Below are 15866 nucleotides of genomic sequence, written 5' to 3' on the forward strand. Positions count from 1 at the left end.
GATTTCACGAGCATGGAGGGCAGTCGGTGAGCAGGTCCCTGCCCGCATCGGACTGGTGGTACGCACGTCTCTATCCCGGCGGGATCGATCGCCTGGACGCAGCCGTCACCTCATGCCTGCCCGAGCTCTCCGCCCTGGCGAGGACGCTGGGCGCCGACCGCTGGTTCTTCATCCAGTACACCGACCGGAGGGGCCCTCATCTGCGCTTCCGGGTCCGAGGCCCCCAGGATGCACTGGACCGGCTGCACCGTGTGCTGCCGAGGCTCGACGCCGATCTCGTCCGGCTGAGCCGCCGGCCCGCACCGGACCGGGGCTCCCTGGTCCCGCTGGATCTCCGCCCGTTCAGCGGCCTCCACGCCGGGGCCGACATGGCCGTGTACGAACGCGAGGAGGCCAAGTACGGTGGCCGGACCGGTACGGAGCTCGCCGAGGAAGTCTTCGAGCACTCAAGTGAACTGGCCCTGTGGGCCGGCGGCCTTCCACGTCAACCGGATCGCGCCGCGATAGGCATGCTGTTGCTCCACGCCTCCGCGTCCGAGATCCCGCAATTCTGGGAACGGCATCTGGCCTGGTGGACCCATGACGCGGGCCGGGGCGCGGAGGAACTCCGCACTCGATTGCGGAACTCCGCCGATGAGGGCATGCCCGCCATCGGGGAAAGAGCCATGTCGCTGATGGCCGAACCCGCCGTACGGATCCGGGTTCAGGACTGGGCTCGCACCCTGTCGCACCACCTGGTCCGAGCCGCCGCGATGGACATCCCGTACAGCCCCGGCCACCTCGTGTTCCACCAGGTTCACATGATGTGCAACCGGCTCGGGATACTGCCCCGCGAGGAGGCCCTCCTCGGGATCATGGCCTCCCGGTGGGCGGGCGACTCCACGCTCGCCCACAAGGCGCTTCCGGCACAATGATCGTGTGACAAGCAATGAGGAACTCAAAATGACATCCACCCGCAAGGGCCTGGCGATCGGAATGTCGTTGGGCATAGCCGTCGGGCTGCTCGTCGGGCTGCTGGTCCTCGACAACATCGGCCTCGGCATCGGCGTCGGCATCGGAGTCGGCAGCGCCATCGGTGTCACCCTGCCCGTCGTGAGAGCGACCCGCCGGGAGCGGCTGTCCGGCGCGGTCGACCACGGGTGAGGTCGCGGGCGGCATCGCGGGCGGTATGGCCGGCGGTATCGCGGGCCACTGAGCTCGTGGCTCAGCCGAAGCGGCCCTGGACGTAATCCGACGTGGTCCCGACATCGCCGGGAACGGGTTCGGCTTCTGGAAGACCATGCCGATCCGGCGGCGGGCCTGGCGGCCCTTCAGGATGCCGGTGGCGGGCAGGCCGGTGTCGCGGCGGTGGCCGGGTCCCGAGGCCAGGGTCTCGGCGGAGGTCCCGTCCGGCGAAGCAGAGCAGCAGGGCTCCCGAGGATGGCCGGGGCGGCGCCAGCGGGGCGGAGGTGACGGTCGTGTTCGGCGCTCGCCGGTCAGTTGCCCGGGAAGGCCGGCAGGCCGCGACGGCGGGCCCACCACGCCAAGTGCGCGCGGGGGAGCGCGAAACCCGGCCGGTCCCGCCCGAGGGGGGTTCGGACGGGACCGGAGATCAAGGGGCACTTGGGTTGATCATGGGTGGGCTCAGGCGGTGGGCACGTCCTGCGGGGAGACGCCGAAGGCCTTGACGGCCTGGTAGTAGGTCCACGCGGTGCTGTCGCAGGAGCCCTTCTTCACACCCGAGTACGCCGAGCAGACGCGCTTGAGGTCGGCGTAGAGGGCCTCGTCCAGTCTTGCCTTGTTGGCCGGAAATGCACCTGCGGCCTTGTAGTTGCGGTAGCCGAAGTCGTGGCGGGCGCAGGACGTCTGGAAGGGGAAACCGAAGGGGTTGTCGGGCGAGGAGGAGCAGTAGTCGGTCGACCAGTCGAACCCGTACGGCCCCCACTTGCCCTGGTTGCCGCGAGCGGCGACCCAGGCGTTGTAGCTGGCGGCACTGGTCTGCGTCCAACTGCTCAGGACCTGCGGCTTGTCGGTCGGGACGGCCGACGCGGGGGTGGCGGCGACGAGCACACCGGCCGCGGCCGCCGATGTGAGGAGCGGAACGAGACGAAGGCGCATGTCAATCCTCCAGGACGGGGTGGGGGGCCGCCCGGAGGTACCCCCGGTACGGCGTCGGGTCCCACCCTCGGGGCACGTCCTATCGGCGCCGCTTAACGCCGCTATAACGGCGCTCGCCGGGTGCGGGTGTCGGATTCGGGAGCGGACAAGGAAGGCGGCTCCAGGGCCAGTTGCCGGAGGGTGCAGCTCTCAGGTAGCACGCGGTATCAGACTTCCGGCAGAGAAGCGGTTCGTCCTACGGAGGGACGCGCGAGGGGGTGCGACGGCCGAGACTGGATCACATGAACCGCCGTCCCCTCGTCATCGCCGCCGCCATCCTGGGAGTCGTCGCCACCGCCGCCCTGGCGCTGCCCAACCTCCCGCCCAACCCGCTGACCGACTCCATCAACGACCGGGTCTTCGAGGAGAAGAGCAAGCACTTCGCGACCGCCGCCGACGCGCCCACCCGCGGCAACCCGGCCTTCACGCTGCCGTCCTGGGTGCCCAAGGACGCCACCGACATACGCATACGGGTGCGCACCACCGGCGAGGCGAGGCTGCTCCGCTTCACGCTCGGAGCGACCCCGCTGGACGGCCCGCAGTGCACGGCGGGCACGCCGAAGGACCTGGGCGGGCGGCGGCTGAACGCCAAGTGGTGGCCGAACGGCATCCGGGCCGAGGAGCGGCCCGAATGCCGGGACGTCCACCAGTACCAGGTGGCGGTGCGCGGCAAGCGCGTCTACGCCTGGACCGACGGCACCCCGTCGCCGGGATCTCGGCCGCAGGACCACCCCGCGGCCACGGCCCACGCCCGTGGCTAGGAGGGTCCGGCGGATCATGGCCGGGCACCCCGTGGCCCGGGAGCGGCGCTCGTCTACGCTCGTCCGGTGAGTACGTACGTGAACCAGCTCGGCGAGGACGTCCCGCGGATCGGTGCGTCCCCGACGGGGACGACCGTGGCGGTGTGGTCCCTGGACACCACGCTCGAAGTGGTCGGCGGCCACCGGATCGAAGACGCGCTGCCGATCCTGGACGCGGGCGAACGGGAGCGGGCCGGGCGGCTGCTGCGGGCCGCGGACCGGCACCGGTACCTCGCCTCCCACGTGGGGCTGCGGGTGCTCCTCGGCGGCTACCTCGGGCTGGCCCCGCAGGACGTCACCCTGGTCCGGGAGGACTGCCCGTGCTGCGACGGCCCGCACGGGCGGCCGGCGGTGGCGGGAGGCGCGGTGCAGTTCTCGCTCTCGCACAGCGACGACCTGGCGTACCTCGCGTTCGCGGCGGTGCCGGTCGGCGTGGACGTGGAGGCGGTCCCGAGCGCGGCGGCGGTGGAGGACGTGCTGAACGCCCTGCACCCGGCGGAGACGGCGGAGCTCTCCGCACTGCCCGTGGAAGAACGGCCGGGGGCGCTGGCCCGCCTGTGGTCGCGCAAGGAGGCCTACTTCAAGGGCACGGGCACCGGTCTGGCCCTGGGCCTGGCCGAGCCCTACATCGGCTCGGGCCCCACCCCGTCCCAGCTCCCCGGCTGGCACCTCGCCGACCTCCCGGCCCCTTCGGCGTACGCGGCGGCCCTGGCCCTGCGCACCTGACGCGCTGCCCCGGCGCCGCTCGCCACGCCGGGGCGAAAAACAAGGTCGCCGCTCGCCGGACGGCCCTATCGTGACCGCCATGGACATCCGCCCCGCCCGTACCGTCGCCGAACTCCAGGCCGCGGAGGGGCTCTTCGACGGCCCCGCCCGACTCGACTGGTCCGAGCGCTTCCTCTCCGCGCCGGGACACCTGATGCTCATCGCCTACGTGGACGACATCCCCGCCGGCATGGTCTCCGGGGTCGAGATGAGCCACCCCGACAAGGGCACGGAGATGTGCCTGTACGAGCTCTCCGTCGACGAGGGCTACCGGCGGCGCGGCATCGGCCGCGCCCTGACCGAGGCCCTCGCCGACGAGGCCAAGGCGCGCGGCTGCTACGGCATGTGGGTGGGGGTCGACACCGACAACGAGGCCGCCCTGGCCACCTACGCCTCCGCCGGCTCCCACGACGAGGGCGTCTTCACCATGCGCGGCTGGCCCCTCTCCGGCTAGGCCCGTCTTCCCGATCATGCGGGGGACCCGTTCGGCGGCGTGTCGTGGGGCCAGTCGGCGCACCCTCCGCGCGGGCGGGTCGCACCTCGCCGAGCATCGGGCGCATGACCGCATTCACCGCGCTGCTCCCGGCCGCCGCCGCCCTGCTGGCGGCGGCCACCGCCCTGCCGCCGCACGCCGCACCCGTGCCCGTACCCGCCGCAGACACCGCGACCGCGACCGCCCCGTACGTCGTCGTCCTCAAGGACACCACCTCCCGCGCCCCGACCCGGGCCCTGGTCGCCGAGGCCACGGGCTCCGGCGACCAGGTCGGGGACGTCTACGACACCGTCCTCAGCGGCTTCGCCGTCCGGACCACCGCCGCCCGCGCCAAGGCCCTGGCCGCCGACCCCCGGGTGGCCTCCGTGGAGCCGGACGCCGAGTTCCGGATCAGCGACGCGCAGAGCCCGGCGCCCTGGCCCCTGGACCGGATCGACCAGTCCGTGCTCCCGCTCGACGGCTCGTACACGTACGCCACCACCGCACAGGGCGTCACCGCGTACGTCGTGGACACCGGGATCTACGCGAGCCACCAGGAGTTCGGGGGCCGGGCCCGGGTCGGCTACAACGGGGTGTTCCTGGAGACCTCCAGCGACTGCAACGGGCACGGCACGCACGTCGCCGGGACCCTGGGCGGGGCGACGTACGGGGTGGCGAAGGGGGTCTCCCTCGTCGGCGTCAAGGTCGCCAACTGCAAGGGGTCCGCGTCCCTGACCTCCATCCTGGGCGGCCTGGAGTGGATGGTGAAGGACGCCGCCAAGGCCCCGGGCACCCCCGCCGTCGCCAACATGAGCATGGGCGGCACCCGCAGCTACGCCCTCGACGCGGCGGTGACGCGGGCGGTCGCCGCCGGGATCACCTTCACCGTCGCCGCCGGCAACTCCGCCGACGACGCCTGCACCGGCTCCCCCGCCGCCGCCCCCTCGGCGCTCACGATCGGCGCGGCCGACGCCGCGGACCAGTGGGCCCCGTTCTCCAGCTACGGCAGCTGCGTGGACCTCGTCGCGCCGGGCGTGTCCGTCACCTCGGCCTGGAAGGGCTCGGCGACCACCCTCGCCCGCGCCTCCGGCACGTCCATGGCGGCCCCGCACGCGGCGGGTGTCGCCGCCCTGATCCTGGCGGAGGGCATCGCGGCGGGCGGTACGGCGAAGACCCCCGCCGAGGTCTCCGCCACGCTGCTGCGGGACGCGGTACGGGACCGGCTCACCGGGGTCCCGGCCGGCACGGCCAACCTGCTCCTGCACCACCCGTCGGCCGCTGGCTAGACCGCCTCTTTCGGATCGCGCCGGTCAAGCCGGCGGAGTTGACCGGCGGCTTGACCGGCGTGCTCCGAAAGACCCCGAACGCCCAGGTCAGCACCCGGCTCCACGCCCGGATCGGTCTCCCGCCCGCACCCCACCCATCCCACCCGCCCCGCACCCTGGCGACCCGGCCTGATGGGACATCAATTTCTGTGTGCTTCGGGCGAAAGCAAGTCATTGACTTCTCATCACCGCGACGCGTCAATGTCGGCCACCGCACCGGCTCGGCCTCCCCCACACAGCGGGTGGGGGGAGGGGTTCGTCTGACGAAGGAGTCGCGACCCAGTGAGTACAACGTTCCGACGAAGAATTCTGGCCGGGGCGGGCGCCCTGTCCCTCGCGCTGACGGGCGGCGTGGTGGGCCTGACCGGCACCGCCCAGGCGGCGACCGTGACCACCCCCGTCTTCGAGAACTGCGACGCCCCGGCACCGCAGCCGGACGGTTCGGGCAACCAGAACTACACGATCACCCTGCCCGGCACGGCCAAGGCCGGAGACGTCGTACCGATCACGATCGACCCGGGTGCGAGCCCGCTGATCCCCGGCTTCTCCGTCACGACGGTGAACACCACCAAGATCACCCTCAAGGTGGGCACGACCACCCAGGTCGTCACCAGCCCGCCCGAGACCGTCAGCGTCGTCGCCGGTACCCCGCTCGACCCGAAGTCCTTCTCCGGAACCATCAAGATCCCGGACGGCACCGAGGGCACCGCGGTCGACGTCAAGCTCGACCTGGCGGTCACCGACGCGGACCTCAGCGGTTCCGTCTTCACCACGACCTGCACCCCGGCGCCCCGCCCGAGCGCCACCCTCGGCTCGGTCGCCGTCGAGGCCCTGCCCAAGGACCCGGTCACCACCAAGCTGACGCCCAACAGCGGCAAGGCCGGCACGGCCGTCGTCGTGGGCGGCGCCAACTTCCCGGCCGGCCCGGTCACCTGCTCCGCCCTCCTCGCGGGCGCGGCGACCGGTGACACCGGAACCGGTACGGCGGACGCGAGCGGCGCCGCCAGCTGCAACATCACGGTCACCAAGAAGGCCGACGCCATCAAGATCGACGGCTCGGTCACCCCGTACAAGTCGTTCGTGTACCTGGAGGACCAGGCGGGCGTGAAGAACCCGGTCGACATCGAGGTCCTCCCCGGCGCGCTGGCGCTCGGCCCGAAGGACGGCCAGCCGGCCGTCGCCTTCCCGTCGGTCACCATCAACGGCAAGGCCCAGTCGGTGGTCGGCGTGTTCAACGCCGCGACCGTCCAGGACTTCCGCGGCGGCACCCTCGGCTGGGACGTGACGGCGACCCGTACGCCCTTCCTGAACCAGGCGACCGGCCACTCGATGGCGAAGGCGCAGATCGGCATCCAGCCGTCCTGCACCGTGACCAACCCGGACAGCCCGAGCACCTGCACCGCGGGCACGCCCGGCGCGATCTCCGAGACTCCGATGAAGGTGGCCTCGCAGGCGGCCGGCGGGGACGAACTGACCGGCGGTGAGTTCGCCGTCGGCGGCGCCGGGATGATCCAGCTCCCGCCGTTCATGTTCGCCGACACCTACCAGACGGTCGTCACCTTCTCGATCGCCTGACCGGCAGGAACAGTGCACCCAGGGTGGTGCGGCGCCAGGCGCCGCACCACCCCTTCGCCTTCCCGCCCCCACCTCCGCTTCCCGCCTCCCCGCGCCGACTGGAGAACCGCCCATGCGCCCCCGCCCCCGCATCGCTCCGTACGGTCCGCTCCTCACCCTGTTGCTGCTGGTCGCGGGCCTGCTCCTGGCGCCGGCCACGACGGCGACGGCCGCGGACAACGGCACCTGGGGGGTGTTCCCGACGCCCCCGGCCAGCGCCGCGATGACCGACCGCGCGTACTTCTTCCACCAGGGCGCGGCCGGGACCACGGTCAGCGACAGCGTGACCGTCCTGAACTCCTCCGACCGGGAGCTAACCTTCCAGGTCTTCGCCACCGACGCCGTGAACACCCCGGCCGGCGGCGCCTTCGCGCTCCTGCCGGTGGATCAGAAGCCCAAGGACGTGGGCGCGTGGACGGCGCTGGCGCCCGAGGCGGCGACCACGGTGACCGTCCCGCCCAAGGGCCGCAAGGACATCCCGTTCACGGTGAAGGTCCCCGAGGACGCGACGCCCGGCGACCACGTCGGCGGGATCGTCGCCCTCAACACCGCCGTGGAGGGCATCCGGCAGGAGGGCAAGGTCCAGGTCGGGGTGAAGCGGCAGGTCGGCTCGCGGCTGTACTTCCGGGTTCCGGGGCCGGTGACACCGGGCCTGAGCGTGGAGGACGTGAAGGTCAGCCGGTCCGCGCCGCTGCTGCCGTGGGTCAAGAGCGCCCGCGCCACGGTCTCGTACGCACTGGTCAACCGGGGCAACGTGGTCGTCGAGCCCAGGGTGGCGGTGTCCGCCGAGGGGCTGTTCGGCCGCAGGGTGCTGGACCGGCCGGCCCGCGAGCTGAAGCTGGTGCTGCTGCCCGGCCAGCGGATCGAGCTGACCGAACCGTGGGCGGACGCGCCGCAGTCGGACTGGGTGACCGTACGGATCTCGGCCGGGGCGGCGGCCTATCCGGACCTCGCCCCGGCATCCGAGGCGGAGTTCATCGCCGTGCCCTGGCCCGCCCTCGGCGCGCTGCTCGTACTGGCGGGCGCCGCGCTCACCCTCCTGGTCCTGCGGCGCCGGCGCCGGTCCCCCGTGGAACCGGCCGAGCCCGCACCGTACTTGGCCGGGGCGCACTGACGGGCGAGGGTGTCCCCCGGGTGAGGGCATCCGGCCGTCACCCGGCAACGGGGAGACGACCGATGGAACGACAGCGGACCGAGACCGGCGCGGGTCTGCTGCCCCGCGTCGAGCGCGCACTGGGCACCGGCACCGGCACCGCCGCCCGCACCTCCGGCTCCGGCTGGACCCGCCTCACGCTGCGGCTCCCCGACGGCGGCCCCACGGTGGACGTGGTCGCGGACACGCGGCGGCCGCCGCGCGGAATCGCGTACCTGCTGCCCGGCGGAGGGCTGAACTTCGCCGCCGACTTCTTCACCCCGGGCGGTCCGGGCAGTTCGGGCGACGCGGGCGCCTCCGGCGGCTCGGACGGCTCCGGCGGCTCGGACGGCTCGGACGGCTCGGACGGCCACAATCTCGCGCACCGGCTGCGCCACCGGGGCCTGCTGGTCGTCGGCGTCACCCCACGCGAGGACAGCGCGACCGCCGCCGAGATCACCGCCGCGTGGGGGCTCGCGGCGCACCGCCGGGACCTGGCCGTGGTGGTGCGCGCGCTGGATTCCGTACTGGGGCTGCCGTACGGGTACGCGGGCCACTCGGCCGGGGCCGCCCTCGCGCTCGATGCCGCCTCGCACGACGATTCGCCGCGGCTGCGCCGGGTGGTCGTCCTGGACACGACCGGGCCGTACACCGGCGACCTGGCGCTGCGGGCGGCCGCGACGCGGGACGTGTACGCGGACCAACTCGCGCGGGGCACGTACGCGACCGACCCGGGACTGGCGGCCCTGATCGCCCGGGCCGTCACGGACCCCTCGGCACCCTCGCCGGTCCCCTGGCCGCCGAACCCCGCGCTCCGCTTCACCCACGCCGGGCTCGCCCACTTCGCGCTGATCCGCACGGCCGCCCTTCCGGGCCCGGCGAACTGGATCTACACCCAGGGCCACAGCGCGGGCGCGTACGCCTTCGGCGCCACCCCGGCCGAGGACCGCTTCACCCTGACCCACACGACGCTCGGCACCTGGCACGCCGCCACCGCCGCGCTCGGCAGCGGGCTGGTCCCGACCGCCCTGATGCGGGACCTGGCCGCGATCTGGGCCGGCGACGGGACGACGTACCGGATCGCCTGGGACCGCATCCGGGCCGAAGTGGTGTGGGTCAACACCGCGCTGGGCCGCGGCGACCACCCGGGCGGCGCGGACCTGATCCGTGCGGCCGGCAACGACCGCGTCGCCTTCACGGTGGTCCCCGGCTACGGCCACGGCGACGCGGTCTGGAGCCGGACGGCGGCCGCCGACGTCTGGTCCCTGTTCTAGAGCGGCCAGGACCCCCGAAAAACGGAGCTCGCCCCCCGCGTGAGGGTGCGGGGGGCGAGCCGGTCCTGCGGTCTTGCGGTCTTGCCGTCCTACGGTCTTGCCGTCCTACGGTCCTGCGCGGTCAGTGGTTGCGGGGGAAGCCCAGGTCCACGCCCACCGGGGCCTCGGACGGGTCCGGCCAGCGGGTCGTGACGACCTTGCCGCGGGTGTAGAAGTGGATGCCGTCGTTCCCGTAGATGTGGTGGTCACCGAAGAGCGAGTCCTTCCAGCCGCCGAAGGAGTGGTAGCCCACCGGCACCGGGATCGGCACGTTGACGCCGACCATGCCGGCCTCGATCTCCAGCTGGAAGCGGCGGGCGGCGCCGCCGTCCCGGGTGAAGATCGCGGTGCCGTTGCCGAACGGCGAGGCGTTGATGAGGGCCACGCCCTCCTCGTAGGTCTCGGCGCGCAGCACGCACAGCACCGGCCCGAAGATCTCGTCGCGGTACGCGTCGGAGTCGGTCTTGACGTTGTCCAGCAGCGACAGGCCGATCCAGTGGCCCTTCTCGAACCCGTCGACCGTGTAGCCCGTGCCGTCCAGGACCACGTCCGCGCCCTGGTCGGCCGCGCCCTTCACGTACGAGGCGACCTTGTCGCGGTGGGCCGCCGTGATCAGCGGGCCCATCTCGGAGTCCGGGTCGTTGCCGGGGCCGATCTTGATCTTCTCGGCGCGCTCGCGGATCTTCTCCACCAGCGCGTCGCCGATCGAACCGACGGCCACGACCGCCGAGATCGCCATGCAGCGCTCGCCGGCCGAGCCGTACGCGGCCGAGACCGCGGCGTCGGCGGCGGCGTCCAGGTCGGCGTCCGGCAGCACCAGCATGTGGTTCTTGGCGCCGCCCAGCGCCTGGACCCGCTTGCCGTTCGCCGAAGCCGTGGTGTGGATGTGGCGGGCGATCGGCGTCGAGCCGACGAAGGAGACGGCGGCGATGCCCGGGTGGGCGAGCAGCGCGTCGACGGCGACCTTGTCACCATGGACGACGTTGAGCACACCGTCCGGCAGACCCGCCTCGGAGGCCAGCTCGGCCAGCTTGTTGGCGGCCGACGGGTCCTTCTCGCTCGGCTTGAGGATGAAGGTGTTTCCGCAGGCCACGGCCAGCGGGAACATCCACATCGGCACCATGGCCGGGAAGTTGAACGGGGTGATGCCCGCGACCACGCCCAGCGGCTGGCGGATGGCCGCCACGTCCACGCGGTTCGAGACGGAGGTCGACAGCTCGCCCTTGAGCTGCGTGGTGATCCCGCAGGCCAGCTCGACGATCTCCAGGCCGCGCGCCACCTCGCCCAGCGCGTCCGAGTGGACCTTGCCGTGCTCGGCGGTGATCAGCTCGGCGATGGCGTCGCGGTTGGCGTCCAGCAGGGCGCGGTAGGCGAAGAGCACCTTGGTGCGGGCGGCCAGCGAGGACTGGCCCCAGCTCTGGTAGGCCTCCTGGGCGACCCGTACGGCCGCGTCGACCTCGTCGGCGGAGGCGAGCGCGACCTGCGTGGTGACCTCGCCGGTGGCCGGGTCGGTGACCGGGCCGTAGTTGCCCGACGCGCCCTCGACGGTCTTGCCACCGATCCAGTGGTTGACGGTCTTCATTGCCTTGCTCCTTCACAGATGGCGACGTCGCTGCGCGGCTTGCCGGTCGTACTCTTCGCGGGCCGCGGCCGCGGATTTCCGTGTCGCGGTCTCGGCCACAGGAACATCCCACCACGCCTGTGCCGGGGGCGGGCCCGACACAGTGTCGGGTGTTCGGGTCTGTGCGTAGACACATGTGGGACGGTCCGCCGCGCGCGCCTCGGCGAGGGCTTTCCGCAGGTCACCGATGGTGCGGGTGCGGATCACCGCCATCCCGAGGGAGGCCGCGTTGGCCGCGAGGTCCAGCGGCAGCGGCGCGCCGGTGTACGAACCGTCGTCCGCCCGGAAGCGGTACGCGGTCCCGAAGCCCTCCGCGCCCACGGCACCGGAGAGGCCGCCGATGGAGGCGTATCCGTGGTTGTCGAGGATCACCACCTTGATCGGGACGCCCTCCTGCACGGCCGTGACCAGCTCGGTCGGGTTCATCAGGTACGTCCCGTCGCCGACCAGCGCCCACACCGGCCGCCCGGGGGCGGCGAGCGCGACCCCGATCGCGGCCGGGATCTCGTATCCCATGCAGGAGTACCCGTACTCCACGTGGTACTGGTCGGCCGAGCGGGCCCGCCACAGCTTGTGCAGGTCGCCGGGGAGGGAGCCGGCGGCGTTGATCAGGACGTCCTCGGCGCCGACGACCGCGTCGAGCAGCCCGAGCACCTGTGCCTGCGTCGGGGCGGTGTCCTCGTCGGGGGTCGCGTAGGCCCGGTCGACCAGCCTCTCCCAGTCCCGTTTCTTCTCTTTGTACGCCGTCTCGTACCCGGGGTCCACGTGGTACCCGGCAACCGCGGCCCGGAGCTCTTCCAGGCCCACCCGCGCATCGCAGACCAGCGGCTGACCGGCGAGCTTGTGGGCGTCGTACGGGTCGAGGTTGAGCCCGAGGAAGCGGACGGCGGGGTTCTGGAACAGGGTCCCCGAGGCGGTGGTGAAGTCCGTCAGCCGGGTCCCGGCGGCGATGACCAGGTCGGCGCCGCGGGCCAGGTCGTCGGCGGCGGCCGTACCGGTGTGCCCGATGCCGCCGACATCGGCGGGGTGGTCGTACGGGAGCACGCCCTTGCCCGCCTGCGTGCAGGCGACCGGGATCCCGGTCACCCCGGCGAACTCCGCCAGCGCGGCCTGGGCGGCGCCGTGCCGGATCCCGCCGCCTGCGACGATCAGCGGGCGCGCCGCGCCCCGTACGGCTTCGGCGGCCCGCGCGAGCTCGTCCCGGTCGGGCCGGGGCCGGCGTACGGCCCACACGCGCTCGGCGAAGAACCCGGGCGGCCACTCGTACGCCTCGGCCTGCACGTCCTGTGGCAGCGCCAGGGTCACCGCGCCGGTCTGCACGGGGTCGGTGAGGACCCGCATCGCCTGGAGGGCGGCCGGGATCAGGGCCTCGGGCCGGGTGATCCGGTCGAAGTGGCGGGAGACGGGCCGGAGCGTGTCGTTGACGGAGAGGTCCCCCGCGTAGGGGACCTCCAGCTGCTGGAGGACGGGATCGGCGGGCCGGGTGGCGAAGGTGTCCCCGGGCAGGAGGAGTACGGGAATCCGGTTGATGGTGGCGAGGGCGGCCCCGGTGACGAGGTTGGTGGCGCCGGGCCCGATGGAGGTGGTGACGGCGTGGGCCGAGAGGCGCCCGCACTGGCGGGCGTACCCGACGGCGGCGTGCACCATGGCCTGCTCGTTGCGCCCCTGGAGGAACGGCATCCCGCCGGGCACCTCTCCCGGCGTCCCGCTGCGCGTCCCGCCCGGTCCGCTCTCCAGGAGGGCCTGCCCGATGCCGGCGACGTTCCCGTGCCCGAAGATCCCCCAGGTGGCGGCGATCAGCCGCCGTCTGTGCCCGTCACGTTCGGTGTACTGGGCGGCGAGGAACCGTACGAGGGCCTGGGCGACGGTGAGCCTCACTGGGTCTCGTCCTCCGCTCGGTAGAAGGGCAGCCGGGGGTCGGCGTCCTGGCCGGACCAGGTGTCCCGGATCCAGGCGTGGTCGGGGTGGTCCCGGATCAGCCACTCGCGGGGCTGGCCCGGGGGCCCGGCCATGACGTTGAGGTAGTACATGTCGTGCCCGGGAGCGGCGATGGACGGCCCGTGCCAGCCGTCCGGGATCAGCACCGCGTCCCCGGTCCTCACCTCGGTGAGGATGTCGGTCTTCCCGGCGGGGGACGGGGTGACACGCTGGTAGCCGAGGCCGGGCGTGTCGCCGCCGTCGCCTGCGCCGCCGCCCGGGCCGGCGCCCGGGCCGCCGCGGTGCGGGGCGATCTCGAAGTAGTAGACCTCTTCGAGGCGGGACTCGTGGCCGGGGTGGAACTCGTCGTGCTTGTGGGGCGGGTACGAGGACCAGTTCCCGCCGGGGGTGAGCACTTCGACGGCGATGAGGCGGTCGCAGTCGAAGACACCGGCGGCGGCGAAGTTGTTGACCTGGCGCGTGCACTGGCCGGCTCCGCGGATCTCCACGGGAACGCTCCGGGCCGGTCCGTACCGGGCGGGCAGGATCCGTTCGCACCGCGCCCCGACCAGCGCGAACTTCCCTCCGGCGGCGGACCCGATCACGGCCTGCCCGTCCCGGGGCAGATACGCGAAGTCGCTCACCCCGCTGAACACGCTCTCGCGCCCCCGCAGTTCGAACACCTCCGGTCCCGACGGCGCTGGGGGGCGGGGATGCGGCTCCGTGCAGCGGACCACGCACGCCCCGGCCAGCGGGAGGACGATCCACTCCCGGTCCCCGCAGGCGTGCGCGTACGTCTCCCCCGGCGCGAGCTCCAGCACCCGCAGCGCGGCGAACTCCATCTCGTGCGACCCGGTCACCGTCACGGCTCCAGCACCTCCTCCACTTCCTGGGCGTACGGCATCGCCGACGAGCACGCCAGCCTCGAAGCCACGATCGCCCCCGCCGCGTTGGCGAAGCGGAGCACCCGCTCCAGGTCCCATCCCGCCAGCAGCCCGTGGCACAGGGCGCCCCCGAACGCGTCCCCGGCCCCCAGCCCGTTCACCACCTGCACCGGGACCGCCGCGGCTTCCACCACCGTTCCGTCCCGCCGCATCGCCAGTACCCCTTCCGGTCCCCGTTTCACCACCGCCAGCTCCACCCCGGCCGCCAGCAGCGCCCGCGCCGCGGCCCGCGGTTCGGACTCGCCGGTCGCGATCGCGCACTCCTGCACGTTCCCGACCGCCACCGTGGCCAGACCCAGTGCCCGTGCGTACGCCTCGCCCGGCTCCTCCTCCCACAGCATCGGCCTCCAGTCGAGGTCGAAGACCGTGATCCCGGACTTCGAGCGCGCCTCCAGCGCGGCGAGGGTCGCGGACCGGCTCGGCTGAGCGCTCAGGCCCGTCCCCGTCATCCAGAACACCCGCGCGGCCCGTACCGCCGCCAGGTCCAGCTCCTCCGGCTCGATCTCCAGGTCGGGGGCCTTCGGCAGCCGGTAGAAGTACAGGGGGAAATCGTCCGGCGGGAAGATCTCGCAGAACGTCAGTGGGGTCGGGTACCGCGCCACCGACCCGGCCCACCGGTCGTCCACCCCGAATCCGCGCAGCTCAGCCCGTAGATAGTCGCCGAAGGGATCCGCGCCGGTCCGGGTGATCACCGCCACCCGGCGGCCGAGGCGGGCCGCCGCGACGGCGACGTTGGTGGGCGAGCCGCCCAGGAACTTCCCGAAGGTGTCCGCTTCCGCCAGCGGTACACCCGTTTTCAGCGGGTAGAGATCCACCCCGATCCGCCCCATGGTGATCACGTCGAACGCGACATCGTCCGCGGTCGTCACAGGCAGTCCTCCCACTCGTCTCGCACCCTAAGGTGGCCGTCATGACGTCCTCCCCGCCCGCGTTGACCCGTATCCGCATCGGTTCGGCTCCGGACTCCTGGGGTGTCTGGTTCCCCGACGATCCGCTCCAGACCCCGTGGGAGCGGTTCCTCGACGAGGTCTCCGACTCCGGGTACGAGTGGATCGAGCTCGGCCCGTACGGCTACCTCCCCACCGACCCCGCCCGCCTCGCCGAGGAGACCGCCGAACGGGGCCTGCGGGTCAGCGCCGGCACCGTCTTCACCGGACTCCATCACGGGCCCGCCGTCTGGGCGCAGACCTGGGAGCACGTGTCGCGGATCGCGGCGCTGACTCAGGCCATGGGCGCGGGCCACCTCGTCGTCATCCCGTCCTTCTGGCGCGACGACAAGACCGGCAAGGTGCTGGAGGACCGCACCCTCACCCCCGCGCAATGGCGTGAACTCGCCTCGCAGACCGAGCGCCTGGGCCGCGAGGTGCAGGACCGGTACGGGCTGCGGATCGTCGTCCACCCGCACGCCGACACGCACATCGACACCCCTTCGAACGTGGCCCGCTTCCTGGACGCCACCGACCCGGACCTGGTCTCGCTGTGCCTGGACACCGGGCACTACGCCTACTGCGGCGGCGACAGCGTCCAGGCCATCGAGACCTTCGCCGAGCGGATCGGCTACCTCCACCTCAAGCAGGTCGATCCGCGGATCCTCGCCGAAGTCCTGGCGGAGCAGCTGCCCTTCGGGCCGGCCGTGGGCCGCGGGGTGATGTGCGAGCCTCCGTCGGGGGTGCCCGCGCTGGAGCCCGTCCTCGCGGCCGCCCAGCGGCTCGGCGTGGACCTCTTCGCCATCGTGGAACAGGACATGTACCCGTGTCCGCCCGACCGGCCGCTGCCGATCGCCCGCCGCACCCGCGCCTACCTGCGCTCCTGCGGCGCCCGCTGACT

At 73.0% G+C, this 15866-nt stretch carries 15 protein-coding genes; 10 read left to right on the forward strand and 5 right to left on the reverse strand.

Features of this window, described 5'->3' with window-relative positions:
* Positions 1 to 26 precede the first annotated feature (26 nt).
* The gene (locus tag ADK52_RS15545; RefSeq protein WP_053690386.1) at positions 27 to 914 is read left to right on the forward strand and encodes a thiopeptide-type bacteriocin biosynthesis protein; all 888 of its coding nucleotides are present in this window, start codon (positions 27 to 29) and stop codon (positions 912 to 914) included.
* A gap of 28 nt (positions 915 to 942) precedes the next feature.
* On the forward strand, positions 943 to 1143 hold the full coding sequence (locus tag ADK52_RS15550) for a hypothetical protein (RefSeq protein ID WP_053690387.1): 201 nt from the start codon (positions 943 to 945) through the stop codon (positions 1141 to 1143).
* Positions 1144 to 1623: 480 nt separating this feature from the next.
* Here the strand turns inward: ADK52_RS15550 and ADK52_RS15555 are convergent, their stop codons facing one another.
* Positions 1624 to 2097, reverse strand: a complete 474-nt coding sequence (locus tag ADK52_RS15555; protein ID WP_053690388.1) for a phospholipase — start codon at positions 2095 to 2097, stop codon at positions 1624 to 1626.
* Positions 2098 to 2378: 281 nt separating this feature from the next.
* Between ADK52_RS15555 and ADK52_RS15560 the strand changes: the two genes are divergently transcribed.
* From ADK52_RS15560 to ADK52_RS15590, 7 genes are all read left to right on the forward strand, one after another.
* Positions 2379 to 2897 carry a hypothetical protein gene (locus ADK52_RS15560; protein ID WP_053690389.1) on the forward strand — a complete coding sequence of 173 codons (519 nt, stop codon included), beginning with the start codon at positions 2379 to 2381 and terminating at the stop codon, positions 2895 to 2897.
* Positions 2898 to 2963: 66 nt separating this feature from the next.
* The gene (locus tag ADK52_RS15565) at positions 2964 to 3662 is read left to right on the forward strand and encodes a 4'-phosphopantetheinyl transferase family protein (protein WP_053690390.1); all 699 of its coding nucleotides are present in this window, start codon (positions 2964 to 2966) and stop codon (positions 3660 to 3662) included.
* A gap of 79 nt (positions 3663 to 3741) precedes the next feature.
* Entirely contained in the window at positions 3742 to 4155 is a 414-nt protein-coding gene (locus ADK52_RS15570; protein WP_053690468.1) for a GNAT family N-acetyltransferase, read from the forward strand.
* Positions 4156 to 4259: 104 nt separating this feature from the next.
* Positions 4260 to 5459 carry a S8 family peptidase gene (locus tag ADK52_RS15575; protein WP_063783852.1) on the forward strand — a complete coding sequence of 400 codons (1200 nt, stop codon included), beginning with the start codon at positions 4260 to 4262 and terminating at the stop codon, positions 5457 to 5459.
* A gap of 321 nt (positions 5460 to 5780) precedes the next feature.
* Positions 5781 to 7073: a hypothetical protein gene (locus ADK52_RS15580; protein ID WP_053690392.1), complete on the forward strand. Its 1293-nt coding sequence runs from the start codon at positions 5781 to 5783 to the stop codon at positions 7071 to 7073.
* A 112-nt stretch (positions 7074 to 7185) separates the two neighbouring features.
* Positions 7186 to 8226 carry a WxL protein peptidoglycan domain-containing protein gene (locus tag ADK52_RS15585; RefSeq protein WP_053690393.1) on the forward strand — a complete coding sequence of 347 codons (1041 nt, stop codon included), beginning with the start codon at positions 7186 to 7188 and terminating at the stop codon, positions 8224 to 8226.
* Positions 8227 to 8288: 62 nt separating this feature from the next.
* Entirely contained in the window at positions 8289 to 9518 is a 1230-nt protein-coding gene (locus ADK52_RS15590) for a hypothetical protein (RefSeq protein WP_053690394.1), read from the forward strand.
* A gap of 121 nt (positions 9519 to 9639) precedes the next feature.
* On the opposite strand, the gene ADK52_RS15595 is transcribed toward ADK52_RS15590, so the two are convergent.
* Genes ADK52_RS15595 through iolC form a run of 4 tightly spaced genes read right to left on the reverse strand, consistent with a single transcriptional unit; the run spans position 9640 to position 14869 of the window.
* Positions 9640 to 11139 (reverse strand): CoA-acylating methylmalonate-semialdehyde dehydrogenase, encoded by a 1500-nt coding sequence (locus ADK52_RS15595; RefSeq protein WP_053690395.1) that lies wholly within the window; start codon positions 11137 to 11139, stop codon positions 9640 to 9642.
* 12 nt (positions 11140 to 11151) lie between these two features.
* Entirely contained in the window at positions 11152 to 13056 is a 1905-nt protein-coding gene (gene iolD, locus ADK52_RS15600) for a 3D-(3,5/4)-trihydroxycyclohexane-1,2-dione acylhydrolase (decyclizing) (protein WP_053690396.1), read from the reverse strand.
* On the reverse strand, positions 13053 to 13937 hold the full coding sequence (gene iolB / locus ADK52_RS15605; RefSeq protein ID WP_234343843.1) for a 5-deoxy-glucuronate isomerase: 885 nt from the start codon (positions 13935 to 13937) through the stop codon (positions 13053 to 13055). Before iolB ends, iolD begins: the two co-directional genes overlap by 4 nt.
* A gap of 20 nt (positions 13938 to 13957) precedes the next feature.
* Positions 13958 to 14869 (reverse strand): 5-dehydro-2-deoxygluconokinase, encoded by a 912-nt coding sequence (gene iolC, locus ADK52_RS15610; RefSeq protein WP_053690469.1) that lies wholly within the window; start codon positions 14867 to 14869, stop codon positions 13958 to 13960.
* Positions 14870 to 14949: 80 nt separating this feature from the next.
* Here iolC and ADK52_RS15615 point away from each other — a divergent pair, with 80 nt between their 5' ends.
* Complete coding sequence (locus ADK52_RS15615) at positions 14950 to 15864, forward strand: sugar phosphate isomerase/epimerase family protein (RefSeq protein WP_053690398.1); 915 nt, start codon at positions 14950 to 14952, stop codon at positions 15862 to 15864.
* Positions 15865 to 15866: the final 2 nt, after the last annotated feature.

The organism is Streptomyces sp. WM6372 (assembly GCF_001279655.1).
Lineage (GTDB): Bacteria > Actinomycetota > Actinomycetes > Streptomycetales > Streptomycetaceae > Streptomyces.